This is a genomic window from Sphingobacterium sp. UBA7855 (genome assembly GCA_002500745.1).
Lineage (GTDB): Bacteria > Bacteroidota > Bacteroidia > Sphingobacteriales > Sphingobacteriaceae > Sphingobacterium.
On sequence record DLST01000014.1, the window covers coordinates 126,038 to 150,161 of the forward strand.

Below are 24,124 nucleotides of genomic sequence, written 5' to 3' on the forward strand. Positions count from 1 at the left end.
GATGAAAATTTTATTGCATGTTCTGATAGCGGGTTGTTTTTCGGGAAACTGATGGCATTTCAGGTATACAAGTATTAAAATGTTTTGTTTATAATTTCATAATACTTCGTTTAGTTTCTGTTAATAGTTTCAATTTAGTTTTGCTTTCATTATAAAAATCAACAACTAAATGAAAGAATTTCTACTTACCACCTGTGTTGTTGCACTTGGAACTGGTCTTTATGCCCAAACGACGCAAGCAGGGTTTTCCGGAAAGATTACAGACGAGCGCAACAAAGGGGTACACGGCGCTTCGGTTGAAGTGCGTAATGAATCAACAGGCTTCACAACGAAGACATCCACCAATGCAAATGGCGATTTTAACTTTAAAGAGTTGCCTTTAGGCGGCCCCTATACCATCAAAGTCACTTATATAGGGTATGGGGAACAGGTTCGTTCGGGATTTAATTTAAATCAAGGCGATATTGTGCGCCTGATCATTCCTATCCAAAATACGTCCAATGTATTAGAAACGGTTGAATTAACAGGAATAAGTACCTTAAAGAATAAAATCGAGAACCTCGGTGCTGCTACCGCGGTTACTGCGAAAGATATAGCCAAATTACCTGTTAACGGTCGCAATTTTACTTCGCTGATGGATCTGTCTCCTTTAAGCAAGGGAGATAATATCGGTGGCCAGCTGGGTTCATCTACCAATTTTACCATTGATGGTATGAATGCGAAAAACCCGACTTCTGCAGGTTCGACAACCAGCCGTAGCGGCGCACCTTTCTCCATCTCGATAGAAGCAGTCCGGGAATTTAAAGTGGTTACCAATCAATATGACGTGACTTACGGAAGAGCGGGCGGCGGAACGGTAAGTGCGGTTACCAAACAGGGAACAAATCAAACGCACGGAAGCGCATGGCTTTATTCAAGGGCCGATTGGTTGTCCAGTCCATACGATATTAGGGGGAATAAACGAAATAATGATTTCTCAACGTATCAATATGGATTTACCTTGGGCGGGCCGATCATTAAAGACAAATTGCATTATTTTGTAGCTTGGGATCATCAGCGCGATGCCCGTCCCTTGATTATTGCCGATATCAATTCTGAAGCCGACGAGAAGAGATTTAATGTGACAAACTCCACCTTGGATGAATTTGTCTCTATTGGACGTAAAAAATACGGATTGGGCAATGAGCGGCAATATGGCGCATTTGATAAGAAGCGAGGGTCTGATGCGATTTTTGGACGAATTGACTGGCAGATTAATGAAAACAACCTATTGACGGTCCGAAACAACTTCACAAGTGACAACAATAAGTTAGGCTTACAAGATAATAAACCAATAACCTTGTATGAGTCTTACGGGAATGACAAAAACATTGATAATAGTCTGTTAGCAACTTTACGTACAACCATTTCGCCAAAGGTAACGAATGAATTGAAAGTACAGCATCTTTATACCTATCAAAAAAGTAGTCCCGGAGATCTTTTACCCAGTCAAAATATTCCCCGTGCAATTGTGGAAGATGCAGTCTCCAAGGTAGCTGGAGAAGATAAAAAGACCACACTGCAATTGGGGGGACATCGTTTTGCGCAGGAATCATTTAAAAACAATGTATTTCAGCTTGTTGATAATATTTATTATAGTACCGACAATATCAATTACACCTTTGGTGTCGATTTGATGTATACCCATGCAAATTCTGTTTATGGAAGTGAAGTTAATGGTCGCTTTCACTTTAGACCGAGTGACGGAAAGACAGCCATGCAAAACTTCGACGACATGAAGCCATATGCTTACTATCGTGAGGTTCCTTTGGTAAGTGACCCCGCTGTGGCCGGTAAAATATTCAATGCTGGTGTATATGGACAATTACAAACGAAGTTGGCGCAGGGATTGGATCTAGTTGCTGGCCTAAGATTGGATTACGGACATTATCCAACCTCTCCATTAAACGAGGAATTGCTGAAAGAAGTAGGGGTGCGTACAGATCACAAGTTAAAATCCTTTGTTGTACAACCTCGTTTCCAGATGACGTGGGATGTGAATGAAGAGCGAAAGGACTTTTTTCGTGTAGGAGCAGGTGTCTTTGCGTCTGATATTAACAATTATATGACAATCAACAATTTGACGTTTGATGGGAAGCATTTTGCGACAGTGGATGTTCGTGGCAGTGATGTGCCCACACCTGATTTTATGGGGTACAGAAAAGATCCGTCAACGACACCAACCTTAGCACAATTTCAGGTGCCTACAATCAATACCTATGGACCTGATGCGAAAATTCCAGTAGTATACAAGGCCAATGTATCCTATACACATTTCTTTACTGAAAAGTTGAAAGCGAGTCTTTCCGGGTATATGAATTTAGGGCGCAACAACTACATGTATGTAGATCGTAACATGGTTCGGGATCCGTTTTTCAGATTGACAAATGAAGATAACCGTGGTGTGTTTGTTCCCGCAGCATCGATTGTTGATGGAGCCCCAGATTGGAAAAAAGGCCGAATTTCCAATAAATTCGGACGTGTGCTGGAATTGAACTCTGAAGGAAAAGTGAATCAGTTTGCCGTTGTATTGGATGCGAGTTATCAATATTACAAAGATGGCTCTATATCCGTGAGCTATACCTGGAATGATGCTAAAGATAATACGTCTTTCAACGGAAACGTGGCGAATACAGCAACCTTGTCGTTGGCTGTGAAAGACGATCCGCGCGATTTGAGCAAGATGAGTTATTCCAACAATCAGTTCCGCAACAAGATTGTGATCTACGGTACTTTCCCAACATTTTATGGTGTCAGCGTAGGAGTAAGGTATTCTGGTATTGGCGGTACACGATATAGTTTATTGGCCGGTGGAAATATAAATGGAGACTTTGTGGCGGGCGACAATGATCTGGCCTTTATCTTTGATCCCAACAGTCCCAATACGCCAAAACAATTGATTACAGGACTGAATAATTTGTTGAATAATCCAGAAGCGAGTCAGAGTCTGAAAGATTTTATCAAAAAATATGAAGGAAAAATAGCCGAACGTAATGGTGGTGTAAATGGTTTTTACGGTTTGATTGACCTGAGAATTGCGAAAAAGTTCAGTTTATATAAAAACCACGCATTGGAAATATCGGGCGATCTTTTCAACGTTGCCAATTTATTCAAAAAGACTTGGGGCGTGAATGAGTCTTTGGGTAATCAAAATCTATATGCGTTAGGTGGAAAGGATGCCGCAGGAGAGAAATTGCTGCCTTTTGATGTTACAAAACAACAGTTTAATTATAATGTGAATAATTCTGGTATCGTATCACCTTCGGGTAACCCGTATCAATTCCAACTGGGATTACGGTATTCGTTTTAAAAGAATGAAAAATAAGAACACTATATTTTAGAAAAAAAAACGCACCTAGGAACTACTGCTCACTCCTAGGTGCATTCTATTTGTCTATTACCTCATGCTGATTAGGCAAAATAGGCTTGTTTAAAAAAAAAGCAGCCTATCTGCATCCATATGCTTGAGGGCTAGTTCAGGACCTTTTCTTTTGGAAGAAAAACTTCGGCCATCATGTGGCGTACACTTCCCCCACCACATGTTTCAATAACATGGAGATCCTGGTGAATAATTTTACCATGCTTTTCTAACTGCGCGGTTTGGTACAAAGTCAGTGAAGATAATGCCTGATTGCTCAGGACAATAAAACGATTCCCATATTTATTTCTCACTTGGAGGCAGTTTGCCGCAAAAGATTCAAGCTGGCTTTCATTGATCTCTATAATCTCCTTGCCTGTCTCCTTTAAACTCTTCAAGAGGGTGTCTAGCTCAGACGGATCGTCAATTGCCTGTGGACATAAGATGGCAAAATCTTCACCTACGGCGAGCACGACATTGGTATGATAGATGGGTTTCCGTTGTCCATTGACCGTTTGAAAAGCATGGAATACAACCGGTGTATAGTTTTCGGTCCTGCAATATTCATCGAGCATATCCCGGTCTGCCCTTTCCGACAAAGCGCAATAGGCTACACGGTTGGCTCGGTCGAGGACAAGTGCGCCGGTCCCTTCCAAATATTGTTTATTGTTTTCGGCATCACTCAAATCTTTGGTCAGTTTTACGTAATAGCCGTTCTGTTTCAATGGACCTTCGAAATCCAATAAATGTTCTTTTCGGCGATTTGGAGCGAACATGGGATAGAAGATTATTTTTCCGTCCTGATGAAAGGATACAATATTGTTGGGGAAGATACTGTCGGGACTTTCTGATTTTTCGTCGTCCTGAATGACAGTCACTAAAATTCCATGTGACTTCAATTCATGTACTAGTGCATCAAACTCTCCTTGCGCTTCTTTGTTGACTTCTTCTATACTGAGATTTTCGATATCCTTTTGGAAGAAGTTGTTGACCGCAGTCTGTTCATTTTTACGGAAGACAGCCGGCCTTACTAAAAGGACGCTGTCTGTTACCTGCTTTCTCATGATTTATAATCGTTATTTCGCTGTTATATTGTTAAATAGAAATGATATTCATTTTTTCTTTGAGCATTTATAATTTGTCAAAAGAGGGGCTTCCCACGTTGGATAATGTTTTCCTCGTTAAGATTTCTTGATAACGGAATACGTCGTAGATATCAGGATTTCTTGGCGAAAATTACCTATCGTTATTTCGAAGCCACTTTACAATTGGTACTTATACTAATTTATTGAAAATTCATTGGCATTGCAAAAAAGAATGGTAATGTAAAGGAAAAAACTCATGAGCGTCTCCCCATATAATCGCATTTTTTTTAAAATTGTAGCAAGTGATCGCGCGGTTATTTGTTATATTTATAATGATCAATCGGTATGTTTGTGTTTATTCCAAAAATAACGTAATCAAGACAATCGATTGCATTTTAATAGTCCAGTAAAACTGACTTTTTAACCACTTTTTCGCTTCGTTTTCAGTCATTTATTTTGCTATCTTTGCTCATCCAAAAAACGACTGTTTATAAGAGAGTTAATTGCCTAATTATAATGTCGCTAACTATCTATAAGCGTTAACTTTTTGCACACATGAGCAATATACACTTCCAAGAAAAATTCGAAAATCGCCACAATGGCCCAAGTCCAGTTGAAGCGAATGAAATGTTGGCCAAATTAGGCGTTTCGTCTATTGACCAACTTATTGACCAAACGGTCCCTTCTCAAATTCGTGCTCCAAAACCTTTAAATCTTCCTAAAGCATTGTCTGAGGTCGCCTATTTAAAGCGTATTGCGGAAATCGCTGAGAAAAATAAAGTTTTTAAATCTTTTATTGGTCAAGGTTACTACGATGTAATCCTTCCGGGCGTAATTCAACGAAATGTATTTGAAAACCCAGGGTGGTATACGCAGTATACTCCTTATCAGGCGGAGATTGCACAAGGTAGGTTACAAGCTTTATTGAACTTCCAGACTGTAATTTGTGACTTTACTGGTTTAGAAATAGCCAATGCTTCTTTGTTGGATGAAGCTACGGCTGCAGCTGAAGCCATGTTTATGCTGTATTCAGCTCGGAAAAATAAAGATGCTAACGTATTCTTGGTGTCGGACAATGCCTATGCGCAGACGGTTGATGTATTGAAGACCCGTGCCTTGTCTTTTGGTATTGAACTTAAAATTGCGGCTATTGCTGAATCAGAATTGACAGATGATGTATTTGCAGCATTTGTTCAATATCCTGCAGCGGATGGTTCAATTGTTGATTATAAATCATTTGCAGCTACAGCGCACAGTAAGAATATTACCGTATGTGCTGCGGCAGATTTAATGAGCTTAGCATTGTTAACCCCTCCGGGAGAATGGGGTGCAGATGTTGTTGTTGGTAATTCACAACGTTTTGGCGTACCGATGGGCTTTGGCGGTCCTCATGCAGCCTATTTTGCGACACGCGATAGCTTTAAGCGTAACATTCCTGGTCGTATTATCGGTGTTACTTCCGATTCGAATGGCAAATATGCATTGCGTATGGCTTTACAGACACGCGAACAACATATTCGCCGCGATAAAGCATCGTCAAATATTTGTACTGCACAAGCGCTTTTGGCGATTATGGCTTCTTTCTATGCCGTTTACCACGGCCCAGAAGGAATCAAAAATATAGCATCACGTATCAATGCTTTGGCCAATCTGTTGGATCAAGCATTACAGTCGTTGGGTTATACGCAATTGAATGCAGCTTATTTTGATACACTACGTGTAGACTTAGGTGCACATGCTGGTGCTTTGAAATCTGAGGCATTAAATAACGAGTTAAACTTCTATTATAATGGTTCGGAAGTTTCAATTGCTATCGACGAAACAACCACATACGAAGATATTAAGACGATCGTCAAAGTATTTGCTAAAATTCAAGGTAAAACATTGAATGACGTCGATTTCGATGCATTAGAAGAGAATTTAGGTTCTTCAATTCCTGCCGATTTAGTACGTACTTCTGCTTACTTAACCCATCCAAACTTTAATAGCTATCATTCTGAACATGAGATGTTGCGCTATATCAAATCGTTGGAAGCAAAAGATTTATCGCTTTGTCATTCAATGATTCCATTGGGTTCTTGTACGATGAAATTAAATGCGACAGCTGAAATGGTGCCAGTTACTTGGGCGAGATTTGGCGGTTTGCATCCATTTGCTCCCGCAGATCAAACTTCTGGATATATGCAAATGATCGGCGAATTGAATGACTGGTTAGCTGAGATTACAGGTTTTGCGAAGATGAGTTTCCAACCAAATTCAGGAGCACAAGGGGAGTACGCTGGTCTGATGGTTATCCGTGCTTACCATGAGAGCCGTGGTGATCATGGACGTAATATCTGTTTGATCCCTGCTTCTGCACACGGAACCAACCCGGCTTCTGCTTCTATGGCAGGTTTAAAAGTGGTCGTTGTGAAATGTGATGAATTAGGAAATATCGATATTCCAGATTTAAGAGCGAAAGCGACTGAACATGCTGCAAACTTGAACTCACTGATGGTGACTTATCCTTCTACACACGGTGTATTTGAAGAGTCGATCATTGAAGTCTGTGAAATTGTTCATGCAAACGGCGGTCAGGTTTATATGGACGGTGCGAACATGAATGCACAGGTTGGATTGACAAGCCCAGGGCATATTGGTGCCGATGTTTGTCACTTGAACCTCCATAAAACATTCTGTATTCCTCACGGTGGTGGAGGTCCAGGTATGGGACCTATCGGTGTTGCGAAACACTTAGTTCCTTTCTTACCTAATCACGAAGTGGTTTCGACTTCTGGTGAAGAGGGTATCTCTGCTGTTTCTGCAGCTCCATTTGGTTCAGCATCGATCTTGCTTATTTCCCATGCTTATATTTCAATGATGGGTGGTGAAGGCTTGACAAATGCGACAAGAACGGCAATATTAAATGCAAACTATATTAAAGCACGTCTAGAAAATGCATATCCGGTACTTTATTCAGGTACTAACGGACGTTGTGCACACGAAATGATCTTAGATTGCCGTGGATTCAAAAACTTTGGTATCGAGGTTGCAGATATTGCAAAACGTTTAATGGATTATGGTTTCCACGCACCGACAGTTTCTTTCCCTGTTGCAGGAACATTGATGGTTGAGCCTACTGAATCGGAGTCTAAGGCTGAATTGGATCGTTTCTGTGATGCATTAGTTGCTATCCGTGAAGAGATCGCTGCGGTTGAAGCAGGAGACGTGGACCAAGCTAACAATGTACTGAAACATGCACCACATACTGCTTCGGTTGTAACGGCAGATGAGTGGGATAGACCTTACAGTCGTCAAACAGCTGCATATCCGTTGGAATATGTTAGAGATCGTAAATTCTGGCCTTCTGTAGGACGTGTAAATGATTCTCAAGGTGACCGTACATTGATCTGTTCGTGTCCATCTATTGAAGAATACGCCGAAGCATAATTTCGGATACTATATGGAAAAGGGCAGTCCAAATGGACTGCCCTTTTTGTATGTAATTTGATATGTGCGCTCAAATAACAGCTTTAACTTTTGCGATAAGCAACCATTTTTGTTCCGCAGGAGAAGGAGAAGTTTTGCATCTGCAGCGCGACAGGATACGAGGAATAAATTTGGTTTTCTTGGCAAATTTGTCTTAGTTTGTGCTGAAACATTTCACTATGAACATACTAAAATTATCCATCAATTTTTGTGTCACCACAGTCTTCTTAGCCTCTTGTGCCGGAGGGAAATACGCGAAGACTGAAAAGGTATATAAGAAGCAGGCAAAAGAGTTTTCAAAACTATACAAACAATCCCCTGTCACCGGTCAATTGGAGAAGGTGAATGTCAACGATCAACAATGGATTGCATCGATTAATTTTGGTATCCGTAAACCCAATTTTGTCGTTATTCATCATACAGCTCAGGACTCTTTAGGACAGACCGTTCGCACATTTCATTCCGCGAAAGCAGGTGTAAGCTCCCATTATGTGGTCGGTAGAGATGGAAAAGTCGTGCAGATGGTCAATGATCTCTTTCGTGCGCATCATGCTGGATTAGGAAAATGGGGCAACGATACGGATCTTAATTCTTCTTCTATCGGCATTGAGCTGGACAATAATGGGACCACCGATCCTTGGACTGATGCACAGATAAATGCCTTGATGCAGTTATTGACTTATTTAAAGACGACCTACAGGATTCCGCAGGCCAATTTTATAGGACATATGGATCTGGCTCCAACTCGGAAAAACGATCCATCGCGTTTTCCATGGAAAAAGTTGGCCGATCAAGGCTTTGGTTTTTGGTATGAAGACTATTTAGAGACGCCTCCGGCAGACTTTAATCCAAAAATGGCATTACGTATCATCGGATACGACGTGAGCAATGTCGATGCGGCAATCAAGGCGTTTAAGATTCACTACATCCAGCAGGATGTTCATACCGCTTTCATGAGTGATCAGGATCTTAAAATACTCTATTCGATCTATAAGAAATTTTTGTAGGCAGCTAATACGCTATTTTTTAATTTTTAGACTGGATAGTAGGCTACTTTATCCAACCGGCCCGAATGACGTTGATGTACTCAAGCGTTTTGCTCATCGGGGGCAGCGGTAAATACCTTTACGGCCTTCATTGTAGGGCAAAAATAATATAGCCCAATTGAACAAATTGGGCTATATTATGAATAGTTAAAAGATACTGTGCGCTTATACGGTTTTTACAAATTTCTCGTCGTAATTTTCAATATCAATAATATAGCCATTTTTGATCAAAAATTCAAAAAGCGGTTTGGCTTCTTCGGAAACTGGCATATTATGCGTGGTAATAATCTTATTTTCTTTTTTAAGGAGGTAAGGATAGGCGTATAGTTTCACATTTTTATTGAACATTCCCGAAATATAGGAGAGAAGCTCATTGGTGTATAGTTCTTTATTATAATTATCGGAATTGAAAATATTCTTCAAATTGTAGACGTTTGTGGCAATACCGATGTGTTTGGGCTTAAAGTTACTTATAAACTCCGCCAAGTGATTGTTTCTTCTAAAGTTGCTGACAATGATATTGTTTCCGGTAGCACATAATTCATCCGCTCTAGAAGCAAATTCTTGCAAATCCTGATCTGTAATTTCATGCGTATCTTCCAAGACATTTCCCATGAGGACCTCAATTAATACAATAGTATCTGCATATGTGGCTCCCGTGTTTTTTTTGAACTGTTCAACGGCAAGATTGAAAAGATCAAAGTTTGGAAGAGATTTTTGACGGTATTTGGTACGGAGTATAATAATGTTCTTTTTGTACAGGTAATCTTTGATTTGTACAGCTTTGCCATCAGGTTGAAAAATTGCAGCTTTGGCAAATCCTTTTGCGATTAGATATAAGTTAATGAGCCGTTGGTTGACATTTTCAAAGAGTGGTCCATTGAGTTTAACCAAGTCAATTTCTACAGACCCAACAGAAAGGTTGTCAACTAATGATTCAATCATCGTCTGCACATTCTCCGCGTAGTAATAAGCAGCAAATAGTAAATTGACACCAATGATGCCCAATACCTTTTGTTGCAATTGGTTGTCGCTGTCTAGGAGTCTGACATGGACAATGATATCATTGGTAGGACCGCCAACTTCGTGTTGGAATCGAAGCCCTATCCAACCGTGAGGTTCATTGGTCTTGGTAAAATTGAGTGTCGTTACGGTATCTGCAAAGGCAAAGAATTTTTTGTTACAATATTTATCGCCGTGAAGTCTTTGCGTAAGAAGATTAAACTCGTGAGAGAGCATCTTTTTTACACGTGTTCTGCTGACATATCGCCCATCGGCCTCTTCGCCATAAATTGCATCACTAAATGCCATATCGTAAGCGGACATGGTCTTAGCAATTGTGCCTGAAGCGGCGCCTGCGTTGAAAAAGTTGCGTGCGACTTCCTGTCCAGCACCGATCTCTGCGAAAGTTCCATAAATCTCTGGGTTCAGATTTATTTTCAGTGCCTTTCGCTTAGTTTCAAAAATTTCTCTTGCCATGATGCAAAGGTACAAAAATCAAAAGGCTAGTGAAAATTAAAGTATGAAGGAAAAAAACAGAATAAAATTAGGCTTGTTTTATAACAAGCCTAATTTATTGAAAGCGTAGAATAAAGCGCTCGTGTGTAATGCCTGACTGAATTTGTTGTTCAATAGCATTTCTTTTGCCTCTTCGAGTGGGATAAGATAGACGTCGATTTCTTCGTGCTCATCCAATGCCTGTTCCTGAACTTTTTTACCTCCTGTCATTAGGTAGGTATAGGTAATATTACCACTAGTGGCGGGGTTGGCATAAAGCGTGGCGATCTCTTCCATCTTGTCAAATGCATAGCCTGTTTCTTCGAGCATCTCGCGCACAGCTGCATTCTTGGGATCTTCTCCGGGTTCTGTCGTTCCTGCTGGAATCTCCACTGAAATAATGCCTGCTCCGTGGCGGTATTGTTTAATGACCAGGAGCTCATTCTCCTCGGTAATTCCAACCATGTTTACCCAATCTGGATATTCCAGCACATAATAATGGTCGTTTATTCTTCCGTCAGGGAGCTCGCATGCATCTCTTCGCAAAGTTGCCCAAGGTTCTCTATAGATATATTCAGAAGATAATAGTTTCCACTTTTCCATTAGTTTACAATATCTTTCATCATACGGTCTACCTTCTCTTCTAAAGCTTTTTGTACATCGGCATAGTCTGCGGTATCCTTTAAGTTTTCTTTCACTGAACAGTAGAATTTGATTTTAGGCTCAGTACCCGATGGGCGCGCCGAAATCACGTCACCGTCTACTGTTATGAACTGCAGTACATCCGATTTAGGCAATGCGATCGCAGTTTCCTCGCCCGTACGCATATCGGTGGTTTGGGACAGTTGATAATCACGGATTTCCTTAACCTGAACACCTCCGAGGCTAGTTGGTAAATTAGCGCGTAATCCCGACATCATCGCCTGAATTTCTTCAGCTCCAGCTTTTCCTTTTTTTGTTAAAGAAATCAGTTTTTCCTGGTAGCAGCCAAATTCCTTATAGATATCCATGAGCACCTCATAGACTGTTTTGCCTTTTGATTTGAAATAGGCGGTCATCTCGGCCAAAAAAGCACAGGCGTTGGGAGCATCCTTGTCGCGTACAAGATCACCGACAAGGTAACCATAGCTTTCTTCCCCGCCCGCCAGATAGTTTGCTGAATCGCCTAATTTGGTCATCAGTTCGCCAATATATTTAAAACCAGTGAGCGTTTCATAACAGGGCACGCCAAAATGTTCTGCAATGTCTGCCTCCAGATTTGTTGTCACAATCGTTTTAACAATATATGGATTTGATCCCAGCTGCTTAAGATCACTTTTAGCGCTAAGAACGTAGTAGATCAATAAACTACCGATCTGATTACCGTTGAGCAGCTGAAACTGTCCCTTGTTATTTTTTACGGCAATTCCCACACGGTCAGCATCCGGGTCTGTTGCCAACACAAGATCGGCATCAATTTCTTCCCCTTTTTTCTTCGCCAAGGCCATGGCATCTTCTTCTTCGGGATTCGGATAGATTACGGTTGGAAAGTTGCCATCGGGCGTAGCCTGTTCAGAAACAACGGACACATTTTCAAAGCCCCAGGCTGCTAGCATTTTTGGGACTATGGTAATGCCCGTGCCGTGTATCGGAGAGAAAACAATTTTTAAGTCTTTTTGCGCTAATACGGCTTCAGGATGAATGCTTAATTTTTTATTGGCATCGATATAGATCTGGTCGATTTCTTCCCCGACGGGAATGATATTTTGCGTATTTCCGTCAAATTTGATGTCATCGACTGAACGGATTGCATTTACTTCCTCGATTACATTTTTGTCGTGCGGGGCAGTTAGCTGGCAGCCGTCATTCCAGTAGGCCTTATAACCATTGTATTCCTTTGGATTGTGCGAAGCCGTTAGCATCACACCGCTCTGACAGCCAAAATGACGGATGGCAAAGGACAACATGGGGGTTGGTCGTAAAGACATGAACAGATGCACTTTGATGCCGTTGGCTGCAAACACGTTGGCAACGAGCTGCCCAAAAGCCTGCGAATTATTGCGGCTGTCATAAGATACCGCTACCTTGATCTCCTGGTCTGGAAACTGTTTTTTGAGGTAGTTAGACAGGCCCTGCGTTGCTTTACCAATCGTATACTTATTCATCCGATTGGAGCCTACGCCCATAATGCCTCTCAAACCTCCGGTTCCAAACTCCAGATCTTTGTAAAAAGAATCGGTAAGTTCTGTCTCCTCATTACTGTCGATTAAATCCTGAACTTCCTGTCGAGTTCTTTCATCAAAACTTGGGGTTAACCAATCTTCGATTTTCTTTTGTATGTCTTTATCTAAATTTTTCATTATCGTTAAGTATGGCTAAAATGTACAAAGTATTATGCATCGCATCCGGCATAGGCGCGGTCTATCACTGTAATAAACCATTTTTCGCCTTCTTTTGTTACATGAAAAACAAATGGTTCTTCGTGCTCATCAGAAGTCATGATGGCTCTATAACTTCTGGATTCTAAATTTCTTAGGCGCTGCATTTCAGTATTATTTATTTTGGCATCAAGAATTTCATTCATGAATTTTGCCGTTTGCGACAATTCATTCGGTCGAGTTTTTCTATCATAATAGAATCCGAGTTTGTCCCATTTCATCGTACCACAATCAAAAATAGGTAGTTTCCCTGACTTCAATGGTCCCTTGTATATTAACTTTTCATACGCATGGTATTCCGGTACGGGTTTAGAAAAATTGAAACTGTTTTGATGTACATAAGAGTCTAGTGCGCCTGGGCGATAGATAATGTAAATCCCCAGTTTGGGATGTACATACGAATTTATTGTTTTGCTGTCTTGTTCTGAATAAGCCTTTGCAAGTTTTTCGAGCACTTCTTCCAATGTTTCTGAGTTCTGTTTCTTTACTTCTTTTTCAAGAGTATCGCGTTTTTGTATCGTATCCACAGGAACTGAATCCTGAATGATTTTTACAGCTTTATCTTCTTTTTTGTTATTTCTACAGGAGATAGTCGCTGCTGTTAGACAAATAAGAATAAAGAAAAAGACATTTCTCATGATGATTTTGTTTTAAATTACTTCTTTGAAGTCAAGTTTTCGATGATTGACTTTAAAATAGAGCGTGTTGACGGAAGCCACCACTGTTCGAGAATACGCTGGATTGTCTCTTCTCTATTCTCGCGCAATTTAAGGATTATTTCCTTTCGGAAGTTCAGTTTTGATGTCGTCCAGGTTTTTTGGTTGAACTGTGTGATCTGTTTTATTTTTTTTGTTGCTGTATTGAAGAGTATATTTGACGGAACAATATCGTCTACAAGTCCCTGATTTTTGGCTTCTACGGGAGAAAGCAATTTCCCTTCGAGCAAATTCTGATACGCATCCCTTTTTCCGATCCAAAAAGCATATAGCTCAAATATACTTTCGGGGACGATGAGCCCGACAGGAATTTCATTGAGGCCAATTACAAAATTACCTTCGGCCATAATCCGGTAATCGCAGCAAAGGGCGAGTACGCACCCTCCAGCAGGGCTGTGGCCTGATATTGCAGCAACGAGCGGTTTTGGAAAGGCAGCTAAAAGTGATGTCGCTTCTAAAAATAAATTCCAAAACTCCCTAATTTGTTCTTCATCATATTGGAATAAAGTGATTAGATCGAGGCCTGCACTGAAGAAGTTTTCCTTTCCAATCAATATGGTGCCATAGATAGCTTCATTCTGTTGGGATGCTTCCAGGGTATCGATCAGTTCCTTCAATAGTTGCGTGTCGATGGCGTTAGACTTTCCTCTGTCGAGGAAAATACTTAAAATATGATCGTCTATTGTAGTTTTAATATGTTGCATATTCTTGTTTTAATGATAACGATTTGTTTGCGCTGCTATTGTGGTTTTACCTCTATCAAATATTCGAAGTGCGCAATTTTTCCATCCATGTTTATTCCTTCTACAATTATTTTATATTTCCCCGGTTCATCCGATGTGAAAAATTCAAACTGTGTTTTTCCGTCTTTGGAAGTAATCAGATTGGGTTCCCAGGCGATTGTCGTTCTTAGATCACGTCGCAGTTCATTTTTGTTTGTCACATCGTATTGAGGTTTGAAAAAAGTTCGGTTTACATGTAATCCCTTGGGTAAAATTGTGACGATTCCTGTGGGGGTATACGATGAAGAAAGCGCATCACCCGATTTACTTGTTATCACAATCACACCATTTGCGCCATACATGCCATATATGGCCGTATTGCCGATACTACGAAGCACTTCTATACTTGCGATATCTGCCACATTAATCATATTAATTTGATCAGCTTCAATATACATGCCATCAAGGACAATTTGCATAGGGTTACCGCCATTCAATCCCATAGACCTTGTGCTATACGGAACACCATTTCGAAACATAACCCCAACTAATCGTCCAGAAAGGCATTGTTCCAGTGTTGTACACGCGGAAAGATCTTCAGCAGATATGACTTGATCGGCGTTTCCCGGACCATTCAGGTTTCGGGAGTTCTTGTCAGCTTTAGTTGTTCTTACCCTATTAACCTGAACCTCTTCCAATCGAATGCTCTTCTGGATAATGCCCGCTGCTTCCAATTCGCCAAGAAATTGCTGACTATTTTTTAGTTGTGTAAGCAGATTGGTATTGATGTCATTAATCAACAGTGGTTGATCTTTACTTTTATTTGGTGAAGGGTTAAGCGGTTCGTCGATGATAATATCCACTCTTTTTTTCTCCTTGGGACCATCGCCTGTTACAATAAATTTGACACTATCGGCAAAGAACAGCTCGTCAAAAGCAAACCGTCCATTTCCATCGGTCAGTGTATCTAAACTTAGCAACATGTTGCTTGTGGGTATAATGGTTACTTTAGCGTTTGGTACAACAGCTTTACGGGCCGTTTTCTTGACGGTTCCCGATACCGTAAGTCCTTTTTCTGGAAGAAACGATGTGGGCGCGGTATTTTCATAGCTTTTCCAATCCAATTTGCGCCAGCCCTGAATCAACATGAGGTTGTCCAAATCGTTAATCTTGATATTTGTTAAATCCTCGAAATAATAATTAGGGCGTTCGATAAAGCCGCGAAGATCAGCTTTCAGCAAGAGTTCAGAGACAATAGACGAATAATAGCGGTCTGTTGTAGAATCCACCTTATTCAGATTGACAACTGAAGCCGAGAGTGCTGCAACTTTTGATGTGTCACGATCGTCGTAGTGAACGTTGAGGTTTGCGATTACCTTATCGCGGGTCGTGAAGCTAGATTTATTGAGTGCTATTGAAACGGGCAGTAACGTTGATTCGGTATTGTAGTTAAATACAAGCCTTTCTGCAAGGGGCGCCATTTGCGCAGTCAATATGGTTAGTTGTAATACACCGGACGGAAGGTTTTTCTTCGGAATATTAAATAAGACCTCTGCTGCATTTAATTTTTGTTTGGCAGCATGGAAGACAAGACCATTATATTGGGCAACTAAATAAATTTCTTCGCCATTGACTAAATCATCCGTCGTGGAAAATTGGGCAGCAATCTTATCCTTTAGTGTTGAATTTACAGTTAGCACATATCCCGAGTTTAATACAGCGGGCAAAGAAGTGCTCGTTGAAGAGCCGTCTTCAAAAAATGCCGTGGCTATGTATTTTTTTCCTGTCTGCAGCAGTAGGGGGATACTTCCCATTCCCAATGAATTGGTTTCAAATTCGGCAATGGTCGTTTGGTTTTCCTCCTTTACGGTTATTTTTGCCTTTTTTCCTAAGCCTGTAGGTGTGAGTGTTTTGAAGCCTGTTTTGCATAGGATGTTATTGACGAATTCACCGCTCTCTGGGAAAATCTGCAGGCTATTTTGGCTGTTTGGGTCAGGGATGATAAAATTTTTTAAGACACGTCTTTTGTCTAGAGAAAGGAATTGTAATGATAGCGTTCCTCCCTTAAAGTCATCTTTCAATTCAAGTGCTATAGTGCCATTTTCATTTGATTTTAATCGCCCAGATTTTTCTTTGTTATTATTCTGTTGTAGGGTATAACTAATGTTGTTGTTGATTAGGGGCGCTCCTTGGATGGTTTTGAGATTGATCTGGAAGATGTTTTCAGTTCCGTTTTTAATGAGGGTGCTTTTCGTCATTACATTATCCGATCGGCCATTTGTGACAGGAATGACACGTTCATAGAAATTAGCTGTCGAGTCATTTTGCATCCATCTGGTGAATGACCTAATTCGATAGGATCCTTCTTCCAGTGTATCCGGCAAGTTGAGGTCTCCTATGCCGAGGCCGATTGTGACCGGAATTTTGATGCTTTTAATAATTTTATTTGTGGGTGAGATCAATTCTATATTGGCTATTTTACTGATATTGCTCAAATAGTTAAAAGGAGCTGTGGTGCAGTATAATTTGAACCAGATCGTTTCGCCTGCCGAATAGTCATTTTTATCGACATGGAGATAGATTTTTTCCTTCACATGATGTTCGTGGTAGGTTTCTAGCTTTTGTAGCGTTTGGTCGATCTGAGCCGGGGCCAATAAAGCGAATAACAGGAAATTTATTAAAAGCAGTAATTTAGGATACATATGACTAATGTTTCATGAAAATTAGAAAATATTTTTCCTTTAATCAATTTATAAATTAAATATTAGTCCCATTTAAAATCAACTGATACCTTAAATTAGCATAAAAAAAATATCTTTGTGTTATGAATATCCTAATAATCGGTTCAGGAGGTCGTGAATCGGCCTTTGCCTATAAATTGTCGAAAAGTCCACGTTTAGATCAATTGTTTATTGCTCCAGGCAATGCAGGAACGGGGGTGTATGGTCAGAATGTAAATATTAAGGTTACTGACTTTGCAGCTCTTGCTACCTTCGTTCTGGAAAATAATGTGCACATGGTGCTGGTAGGTCCGGAGGAGCCCCTGGTTAAAGGTATTCATGATTACTTCTTAAACCGGGAAGACTTAAAGCATATCCCCGTTATAGGACCGCAACAGGAGGGTGCTCAGCTGGAAGGCTCAAAAGATTTTTCAAAGCAGTTTATGGATCGCCATGGTGTACCTACAGCAGCTTCGAGGTCCTTTGATGCGACATCCTTGGACGAAGGGCTGGCGTATCTTGAAACGCAAAAATTACCTATTGTGCTGAAGGCGGATGGTTTGGCGGCGGGTAAAGGGGTACTGATTTGCGAGACCCTAGAGGATGCTCAAGCTGAGTTAAAGGCGATGATTGCAGATTCTAAATTTGGGGAAGCGAGCCGGGTTGTGGTTGTTGAAGAATTTTTAAAAGGAATTGAATTGTCAGTTTTTGTTTTGACAGATGGCAATTCGTATAAAGTGCTTCCTTCTGCAAAAGATTATAAACGTATTGGGGAAGGCGATACAGGTCTAAACACTGGAGGCATGGGGTCGATATCTCCTGTTCCTTTCGCGGATGAGACTTTTTTGAATAAAGTTGAAGAGCGCATTATCAGACCAACAGTAGAGGGACTTAAAAAGGATGGTATTCCGTATAAAGGATTTATTTTTATCGGTTTGATGAATGTGGAAGGGGAACCTTATGTCATCGAGTATAATGTTCGTATGGGGGATCCGGAAACTGAATCCGTATTGCCACGAATTGAATCGGATCTGTTGGATTTATTGGAAGGTGTTGCTCAAGGCAATTTGGATCAACGCTCTTATACCGTATCGCCTCAAACAGCCGTGACAGTGATGTTGGTTGCCGGTGGTTACCCCGGAGATTATGAATCTGGAAAAGAGATCACCAATATTGAAAATGTCAAAGAATCCATCGTATTTCAAGCAGGTACGAAGGAAGTAGACGGCAAGATCGTTACTGCAGGCGGACGTGTCATTGCTGTTACCACATTGCAAGATACGCTGTTTGAAGCCCTTCAACAGGCCACTGCAGATGCGGGCAGGATCTATTTTGAAGGAAAATACTTCAGAAGAGATATCGGTTTCGATCTTATTTAAAAAATATTAAAATAATTTTGGAATACTGATTTTAAGGTCTATATTTGCAACTCCAAAAACAACAATGTGATTGGAGTTGCCTAAAAGGCCCGTTCGTCTAGGGGTTAGGACGCAAGATTTTCATTCTTGAAACAGGGGTTCGATTCCCCTACGGGCTACAGATCTAAAAGTCAACACATAGAAAAGCCTGCAAATTAAATATTTGCAGGCTTTTTTGTTTTTCAGTTTTTTCTTGCAGAGTATACGGGTAGAAATAGCGGCCCTTCTCTAATCTCTTGAAAAGACCATTATTACCTTGGAACGAAAGCTATCCTTGCCGCTATAGCTGATTTCCTGCTGCAATTTTAATGAATTTTCATCGACGGATATATCCCACCAATCTATATCTTTCCTGAGCTTTGGGTAATAATCTGCGAGGGAATCGACAATTCCTGCCGCAGGGCTTCCCCATTTCTCTACCCATGCGGATGGGTCAAAAGTCCTGGCTTCCTTGAGCAAGAGACGGTTTCCTGCGAGCTGATAATAATATTTGCGGTAATAAATAGGTTCTCCGGTCTGGATGCTCCCATCTTTAATAATTACATCTGCGCCCGGGGCATTCCATTCTCCGCCACTACTTGAACCGATAAAATACGGTACCGTTAACCGAAGTGAAGCACTGTCACGCCCGTCAAAACTCAGATATTCGTAAGGGAGGTTATCTGTCCGAACATTACTGTTCCCATTCTTATCACCGGTAGAAAGGGTCGTTTCATAACTTTTTAACTTCCATTTTCCTTTCAGGCTGTCAGTCATGTCCTGCCCGGAATTTTCCTTTTTGCAGGAAACAAACAATAGGGGAAAAATGAACAAAAGGATCAATCGGTTTCTCTTCATGGCCTAATTACGGTTTGAATAGCTAAAATAAATAATTTAAAAATGAGTCCAAAATTTATGGAGATTTAGTTTTCGGGCTGCAGTAGTCGGGATAGAAGATTTTATCAATGGGGGGCACTTTTGATAGATATAATTGTGAAGGGATTGTCCGAAAAGTTTAATTAATCGAGCAAATCATACTCTTGGATATGGTCAAATGGCAGTTGGTCGAATAAATTTGGAATTATTATTCAAGTTGGCCTAATTTAAATGTTAATTTTTGAACAGGACAACGGTCATAACTGATAGCCATTAATACATAACGAAATAGCCTGAAACCATGAAAGAACATGAAATTGACATTTATCTGGATGGAGTCAAAACAAGGGTCGACCTTCGAAAGATGGATTACAATTCACTTCGGAACCTTTCCATGAAATTGCAGCGGATTTTAGGGGACAACATTTATATCCATGAGATGATCCTTAAAAGCGACCTTTACTATTTCCGGCAGGAGATCAGTGCAAAGACTGTGGGTGCTCTTCAAAGGCATGGGATAATGACAGTAGCTGAACTGATGGCCTGTTCGTATGAGAAGCTGGCAGATATGGATGGGCTGGGAAGCAAATCCCTTTCCGAAATTGTAGGGTTCATTAAGGAGCTGGGAAAATAAAAAGCTGTTGATTCCGGGTTTTGAAAACTCCCTTGAAATGCGTAATTTATTATTGTTTTTCAAACAATCCCCATAAACTAATCCTTAAGCGGCTGCCCCCAATAAGGTGGCCGTTTTATTATTCAGTCTTCCTAGTTAGAGTTGAATCAGGCAGAGCGAAAAATCGACTTTGGCGGACAATCTATATTTCCTGGTTTTCTTCCGCTTTATCCCTTCTTCATTTTTTCTCGGTATAGGAGTTAAAATTTGATTTTTCCCATTTGGTCAGGTCGTACCCCCTGCAATATGTACAGTAATATGCCCGCCGCTGTATGGGTCGTCCCTGCCGGTGCTTGATGCGGCGGCCTGTTTCGTCCCTTTTGAAAAGGTAGTTCCATTTAAGGTCGAGCATGACAAGCCGGGCCTCAATCCAGGAAGCAAATATTACCTTTCCGGTTTCCCTACATTTCTTATTGGTCCCCATAGAAATTGCTTTTTGTCTATCAATAGTATGGATGTTCAGGTTATGAACCTATATACTTTCCTCCATAATATTTGCCTATTTACAGGTATTTGAATGACACGTCATCGTACTAATTGGTACTTACAGCTTTCTAAAGCTAGCCAATTTGCTGCTGAAAATGAAGCGGGGAGTTATTAGGTCAGAAGAAAGGCTGTATGAAAAAGTCAGATATCGAGGAAATCGTGCAACTTATATTGGTTAAATGTCTGTTTATCGAAAAAATTTGCAAATGTAAAATGTAACATCCTACATTTAATGTATTTCGCGCTCCTAAAGCAGCCCAAATAAAACAGGAAACAATTATTTTTTTGCGTTTATGACGGACCATTTTGATATCATATTTCCCAGTGTGCCCCTTTCTGTACTTGATATGAACAGCTGCCCGGCAGACTGGACCGAAAGTGTTTTAAGGTCAGCAACATCGTCCTTAAAGTATTCTTTTCCAAAGGGAGAAGTTCTCCGTGGGAAACTACTTCTAAAAAAATACCATATTGAACTGATCCAGCTCCGTACGGAAGAAGCTGTCAGCCTTCGGTTTAAGGTAGACCAGGATAGGTTGTTCCTTTTATTTACGATACAGGGAAATCTCAGATTTTTGACTGGCGAAGGTACTGAAGTTATCACGGCCACCGAGAGCAGCTTTTACCCTTCACATAGCAGACAAGAGATATATGATGCGGATATCATGAAAGGATCTGTAGTGAAAGTGCTGGTTATTTCCTTTGATCCCCAGTGGGCAGAAAGAATTGTTCGTCCCTACAGGATGTTATGGGAAGCGTTAAGGGAAATTGCACGTTCCGACAGGCAGTTCAGTATCCTGCCGAGACTGAGGATCGGGAGAATGCTGAGAAAAGAACTCGATGAAATACTGGATTTCAATGATCAGAACATCGCGATCGTCAAGCTCAAAATGCGCAAAAAGATCGCGATGGTCTTAAAATGCTACCATGAAATGCTGGTCATCTCCGGACTGGACAGGATCTATCTGGCTGGATTATATATATTGAAAAATTTTACAGATCCAGAAATTGATATCCAGTCACAGCTAAAGGATCTACCGATGAGTGATAAAACTTTTCGCAGAAAGTTCAGGGTCATATTTGGAACAACACCCTATGACTATTGTGTCAGGCTCCGAATGGAAAAAGCCTGGAAGCTCATCAATGAACAGGGGCTGGCCAAAAAAGAAGTATGTTCCATGGTCGGCTACACGGATCTTGGCAGCTTTTCACGCACCTATCGCAGCTATTACAGAAATGAAGGACACCGCTAAACTCGTCTAAATCATTTCTAATGTATCTCTTTTGTTACCAAAAAAGGGAATAAACGGACATTTTTGATAAAAATCGGCCAAAAGTTGTCGGTTTTTTCCTTTTCTGTCCATTTCCGAAGCCTGAACTTTGTATTAAAGGTTTCTACCAGCTATTTTCTAGGAGAACATATCTCAGGAGATGCAAAAATAAAAGTATAAAAGATATACTATGAACAGGACTACAATAATAGCGAGAAGTAAGACAACAGATCGCTCAATGAGGATCGCGGAGCTGTTCCGTATGATACCGATATGGCAGGGGATTCGCACCACTGCGATATTTGGAGTGGTTCCGCCCAAAGTTCATGTTCGGAGAATATGGTACGCCAATAAATTTGCGCTGTTCACGGTTTATACGGCCCATTGGTTTCAAGGAGACCGGTAGGCCAATAAACAGGATCCCTCAACCGCATAACTGTGAGGCAAAACCGGAGTGCACAAACAATAACAGTATTATAAACTAAAGTTCGCACTCATCTTCAAGTGCATAATTTGCCTTATGGTTACTTTAAAAAACAACGGGCTACGTGCCTGTATAGCTTTAATGGTTATATTATTTGGTGTTTTCGTGGCTGTAAAAGCGATGGAAAGAAAAGAAGAAGTAAAAGCAGAGCCAAAGAGTCTGGTGAATCAGACCTGGTATTTTAACGGAACATCCAGTGACGATCCCACTGATGAATCCCTCTATGTTACCACGCCTCCATCGGATGGATGCATTACGCCATATCAAAAAATATGTGAAGTTCAGGCACCGGACGATGGTAACGGTCATCCGGACATGGATGCACCTGTTGGCAGCCAGACAGTTCGTGACCAGATAAATGCTGCGCAAGCCTCTCTGTCAAATCCCGGAGGACCATCGACCAATAGTACCGTGACTGCATTTAGGAAGAACTGATAGAAACTCTCCCAAATGAACAGATATAACGACTATGCGATGCCGCATAGTCGTTATTGATTACCGCGGGTTTTGCTCCATTCCGCTCATGGCTATAATTTCCTCCGGTATCGGATAACAATATAAGGCGTTATTTGGTAATAGTTCATACTGAATAATGTGTCCCTCTTTCTTAATTTTCCGTTTTAATATAATCCCTGCACGGTCAAATCTATTTCTTCTTCGGATATCCATCCATCTTACCCCTTTATATATCAGCTCCTTCCTTCTTTCCTCGAAGATTTTCGTCAATAGCTCAGATCTGTCCATTGCCGGAATAGCCATATACGTATCCTTTTTCCATCTGTTCTTTAATAAGGTGTTGAGGTAGACAAGGGACCCGGTGATATTATTTCTCCTAGCAAGGCACTCCGCTTTTGTAAGATAAAGTTCACCTACTGAAAGTCCTGCAAAAAAAGCAGCGGGTTCGCCGGTGTAAAACCCTTTAAAGGTAACGGTACCGGATCCATTTTTTGTAAATAGAATAGATTTTCGCAGATCATCGTCCGCATAGGATTCGAATAAGAGCGAATCAACAAAAGTACCATCGGTCTGCAGTAGTTGCCATCCTGTTGTAGCCTCAGCCAAATACATCATCTCGGTATTGTTTATCTTAAACGGATAAGTCGCCGACGCGTCCAGAGTTCCGTAATCCAATATCTCATTATAGAAATACAATGCACTATCGGCCATGTTTTCCGCATTTGGATAATCGGCCATCGATAGAAAAACCCTTGATAATGCGGCGTAGGCGGCACCTTTTGTTGCCCGTGTCTTATAGGCTGATTTTTCGGGCAGATAGTATGCGGCATTTCTCAGGTCAGCAATGAGCCTATCGTAAGTTGCCGACAATGTGGCCCGCTGGATCTTTTCGGTAATATCCGCAGAGTATTTCAGGGGTAGCCCCGGCAGTTCTCCATTTTCATCAGCACTGTAGGGCAAGCAATATAGCTGGGTGAGATAAAACAGGTAAAATCCCCTCAAAAAGCTCGCTTCTCCAAAAATGTGCCGGAAAGATGTCATATCATTACGCGGAACACGCTCTATATTCTCCAGTACAACATTAGATACCATTATTGCCTCATATGGCTTCGTCCAGCTCGAAAGATCCGTAGCTGTTACTTCTGCTCCCCATACGTAAGCCTGCTGCAGATAAGGCGGTGCACTCGCCAGCTGAGGTTCATCGATATAATAATCATCGGTACCAGTCTCGGTCATGCCTGGATAATTCTGGTTTATTATCGCCTCATTATCTAGAAGCGCCCTAAGATCTTCCAATGTTTCAGGAGTTGATAAACGGTAATCGGACTTTGCGTCCAAAAAACGGTTGCATGACGAAAAAGTTATCAATATCAGCAATAAAGAATATGCTGTTGTTAAAGTTGCTTCTTTTCTCAT

General features: G+C 40.9%; 18 protein-coding genes and 1 tRNA gene. 9 read left to right on the forward strand and 10 right to left on the reverse strand.

Annotation, left to right across the window (positions count from 1 at the left end; translation table 11 throughout):
- The first annotated feature begins 169 nt into the window (after positions 1-169).
- Positions 170-3,349 carry a TonB-dependent receptor gene (locus B2107_RS12375; protein WP_293955938.1) on the forward strand — a complete coding sequence of 1,060 codons (3,180 nt, stop codon included), beginning with the start codon at positions 170-172 and terminating at the stop codon, positions 3,347-3,349.
- A gap of 161 nt (positions 3,350-3,510) precedes the next feature.
- Here B2107_RS12375 and ctlX read toward each other — a convergent pair whose 3' ends face one another.
- Positions 3,511-4,461 carry a citrulline utilization hydrolase CtlX gene (gene ctlX / locus B2107_RS12380; RefSeq protein ID WP_293955940.1) on the reverse strand — a complete coding sequence of 317 codons (951 nt, stop codon included), beginning with the start codon at positions 4,459-4,461 and terminating at the stop codon, positions 3,511-3,513.
- Between the two features lie 576 nt (positions 4,462-5,037).
- Between ctlX and gcvP the strand changes: the two genes are divergently transcribed.
- Together gcvP and B2107_RS12390 are read left to right on the forward strand one after the other, a co-directional pair.
- Positions 5,038-7,911, forward strand: coding sequence for an aminomethyl-transferring glycine dehydrogenase (gene gcvP, locus B2107_RS12385; RefSeq protein ID WP_293955942.1), 2,874 nt, complete (start codon positions 5,038-5,040; stop codon positions 7,909-7,911).
- A 218-nt stretch (positions 7,912-8,129) separates the two neighbouring features.
- A complete protein-coding gene (locus B2107_RS12390; protein WP_293955944.1) occupies positions 8,130-8,957 on the forward strand; it encodes an N-acetylmuramoyl-L-alanine amidase in 828 nt (275 codons plus the stop codon).
- A gap of 204 nt (positions 8,958-9,161) precedes the next feature.
- Here the strand turns inward: B2107_RS12390 and B2107_RS12395 are convergent, their stop codons facing one another.
- From B2107_RS12395 to B2107_RS12420, 6 genes are all read right to left on the reverse strand, one after another.
- Positions 9,162-10,475: a nicotinamide mononucleotide adenylyltransferase gene (locus B2107_RS12395; RefSeq protein WP_293955946.1), complete on the reverse strand. Its 1,314-nt coding sequence runs from the start codon at positions 10,473-10,475 to the stop codon at positions 9,162-9,164.
- Between the two features lie 78 nt (positions 10,476-10,553).
- Positions 10,554-11,096, reverse strand: coding sequence for an NUDIX hydrolase (locus B2107_RS12400; RefSeq protein WP_293955947.1), 543 nt, complete (start codon positions 11,094-11,096; stop codon positions 10,554-10,556).
- Entirely contained in the window at positions 11,096-12,832 is a 1,737-nt protein-coding gene (locus B2107_RS12405; protein WP_293955948.1) for a phospho-sugar mutase, read from the reverse strand. Before B2107_RS12405 ends, B2107_RS12400 begins: the two co-directional genes overlap by 1 nt.
- Before the next feature lie 32 nt (positions 12,833-12,864).
- Positions 12,865-13,548 carry a hypothetical protein gene (locus B2107_RS12410; protein WP_293955949.1) on the reverse strand — a complete coding sequence of 228 codons (684 nt, stop codon included), beginning with the start codon at positions 13,546-13,548 and terminating at the stop codon, positions 12,865-12,867.
- A 17-nt stretch (positions 13,549-13,565) separates the two neighbouring features.
- Positions 13,566-14,330, reverse strand: a complete 765-nt coding sequence (locus tag B2107_RS12415) for an enoyl-CoA hydratase/isomerase family protein (protein WP_209577049.1) — start codon at positions 14,328-14,330, stop codon at positions 13,566-13,568.
- A 35-nt stretch (positions 14,331-14,365) separates the two neighbouring features.
- Positions 14,366-17,050 (reverse strand): carboxypeptidase-like regulatory domain-containing protein, encoded by a 2,685-nt coding sequence (locus B2107_RS12420; protein ID WP_293955950.1) that lies wholly within the window; start codon positions 17,048-17,050, stop codon positions 14,366-14,368.
- Positions 17,051-17,172: 122 nt separating this feature from the next.
- On the opposite strand from B2107_RS12420, the gene purD reads away from it, so the two are divergent.
- Both purD and B2107_RS12430 read left to right on the forward strand, forming a co-directional pair.
- A complete protein-coding gene (gene purD / locus B2107_RS12425) occupies positions 17,173-18,447 on the forward strand; it encodes a phosphoribosylamine--glycine ligase (RefSeq protein WP_293955951.1) in 1,275 nt (424 codons plus the stop codon).
- A gap of 86 nt (positions 18,448-18,533) precedes the next feature.
- Positions 18,534-18,605 (forward strand) — tRNA-Glu (locus B2107_RS12430).
- Positions 18,606-18,714: 109 nt separating this feature from the next.
- On the opposite strand, the gene B2107_RS12435 is transcribed toward B2107_RS12430, so the two are convergent.
- Positions 18,715-19,323: a hypothetical protein gene (locus B2107_RS12435; RefSeq protein ID WP_293955952.1), complete on the reverse strand. Its 609-nt coding sequence runs from the start codon at positions 19,321-19,323 to the stop codon at positions 18,715-18,717.
- A gap of 319 nt (positions 19,324-19,642) precedes the next feature.
- On the opposite strand from B2107_RS12435, the gene B2107_RS12440 reads away from it, so the two are divergent.
- Positions 19,643-19,975, forward strand: a complete 333-nt coding sequence (locus tag B2107_RS12440; RefSeq protein ID WP_293955953.1) for a DNA-directed RNA polymerase subunit alpha C-terminal domain-containing protein — start codon at positions 19,643-19,645, stop codon at positions 19,973-19,975.
- Positions 19,976-20,192: 217 nt separating this feature from the next.
- On the opposite strand, the gene B2107_RS12445 is transcribed toward B2107_RS12440, so the two are convergent.
- Positions 20,193-20,438 carry a hypothetical protein gene (locus B2107_RS12445; protein ID WP_293955954.1) on the reverse strand — a complete coding sequence of 82 codons (246 nt, stop codon included), beginning with the start codon at positions 20,436-20,438 and terminating at the stop codon, positions 20,193-20,195.
- A 355-nt stretch (positions 20,439-20,793) separates the two neighbouring features.
- Between B2107_RS12445 and B2107_RS12450 the strand changes: the two genes are divergently transcribed.
- The 3 genes from B2107_RS12450 to B2107_RS12460 all read left to right on the forward strand — a co-directional run bounded on the left by B2107_RS12450 (position 20,794) and on the right by B2107_RS12460 (position 22,687).
- Entirely contained in the window at positions 20,794-21,750 is a 957-nt protein-coding gene (locus tag B2107_RS12450) for a helix-turn-helix domain-containing protein (protein ID WP_293955955.1), read from the forward strand.
- 208 nt (positions 21,751-21,958) lie between these two features.
- Positions 21,959-22,174 (forward strand): hypothetical protein, encoded by a 216-nt coding sequence (locus tag B2107_RS12455; protein ID WP_293955956.1) that lies wholly within the window; start codon positions 21,959-21,961, stop codon positions 22,172-22,174.
- Positions 22,175-22,333: 159 nt separating this feature from the next.
- Positions 22,334-22,687: a hypothetical protein gene (locus B2107_RS12460; RefSeq protein WP_293955957.1), complete on the forward strand. Its 354-nt coding sequence runs from the start codon at positions 22,334-22,336 to the stop codon at positions 22,685-22,687.
- A 60-nt stretch (positions 22,688-22,747) separates the two neighbouring features.
- Here the strand turns inward: B2107_RS12460 and B2107_RS12465 are convergent, their stop codons facing one another.
- Positions 22,748-24,124 (reverse strand): RagB/SusD family nutrient uptake outer membrane protein, encoded by a 1,377-nt coding sequence (locus B2107_RS12465; RefSeq protein WP_293955958.1) that lies wholly within the window; start codon positions 24,122-24,124, stop codon positions 22,748-22,750.

Coding starts and splice junctions, on each gene's coding strand:
- ctlX (WP_293955940.1), bottom strand. CDS start 4,461: ATGAGAAAGCAGGTAACAGACAGCGTCCTTTTAGTAAGGCCGGCTGTC.
- B2107_RS12455 (WP_293955956.1), top strand. CDS start 21,959: ATGAACAGGACTACAATAATAGCGAGAAGTAAGACAACAGATCGCTCA.
- B2107_RS12390 (WP_293955944.1), top strand. CDS start 8,130: ATGAACATACTAAAATTATCCATCAATTTTTGTGTCACCACAGTCTTC.
- B2107_RS12415 (WP_209577049.1), bottom strand. CDS start 14,330: ATGCAACATATTAAAACTACAATAGACGATCATATTTTAAGTATTTTC.
- B2107_RS12400 (WP_293955947.1), bottom strand. CDS start 11,096: ATGGAAAAGTGGAAACTATTATCTTCTGAATATATCTATAGAGAACCT.
- B2107_RS12420 (WP_293955950.1), bottom strand. CDS start 17,050: ATGTATCCTAAATTACTGCTTTTAATAAATTTCCTGTTATTCGCTTTA.
- B2107_RS12395 (WP_293955946.1), bottom strand. CDS start 10,475: ATGGCAAGAGAAATTTTTGAAACTAAGCGAAAGGCACTGAAAATAAAT.
- B2107_RS12405 (WP_293955948.1), bottom strand. CDS start 12,832: ATGAAAAATTTAGATAAAGACATACAAAAGAAAATCGAAGATTGGTTA.
- B2107_RS12440 (WP_293955953.1), top strand. CDS start 19,643: ATGAAAGAACATGAAATTGACATTTATCTGGATGGAGTCAAAACAAGG.
- B2107_RS12435 (WP_293955952.1), bottom strand. CDS start 19,323: ATGAAGAGAAACCGATTGATCCTTTTGTTCATTTTTCCCCTATTGTTT.
- B2107_RS12410 (WP_293955949.1), bottom strand. CDS start 13,548: ATGAGAAATGTCTTTTTCTTTATTCTTATTTGTCTAACAGCAGCGACT.
- B2107_RS12375 (WP_293955938.1), top strand. CDS start 170: ATGAAAGAATTTCTACTTACCACCTGTGTTGTTGCACTTGGAACTGGT.
- gcvP (WP_293955942.1), top strand. CDS start 5,038: ATGAGCAATATACACTTCCAAGAAAAATTCGAAAATCGCCACAATGGC.
- B2107_RS12450 (WP_293955955.1), top strand. CDS start 20,794: ATGACGGACCATTTTGATATCATATTTCCCAGTGTGCCCCTTTCTGTA.
- B2107_RS12465 (WP_293955958.1), bottom strand. CDS start 24,124: ATGAGAAAAGAAGCAACTTTAACAACAGCATATTCTTTATTGCTGATA.
- B2107_RS12445 (WP_293955954.1), bottom strand. CDS start 20,438: ATGGGGACCAATAAGAAATGTAGGGAAACCGGAAAGGTAATATTTGCT.
- B2107_RS12460 (WP_293955957.1), top strand. CDS start 22,334: ATGGTTATATTATTTGGTGTTTTCGTGGCTGTAAAAGCGATGGAAAGA.
- purD (WP_293955951.1), top strand. CDS start 17,173: ATGAATATCCTAATAATCGGTTCAGGAGGTCGTGAATCGGCCTTTGCC.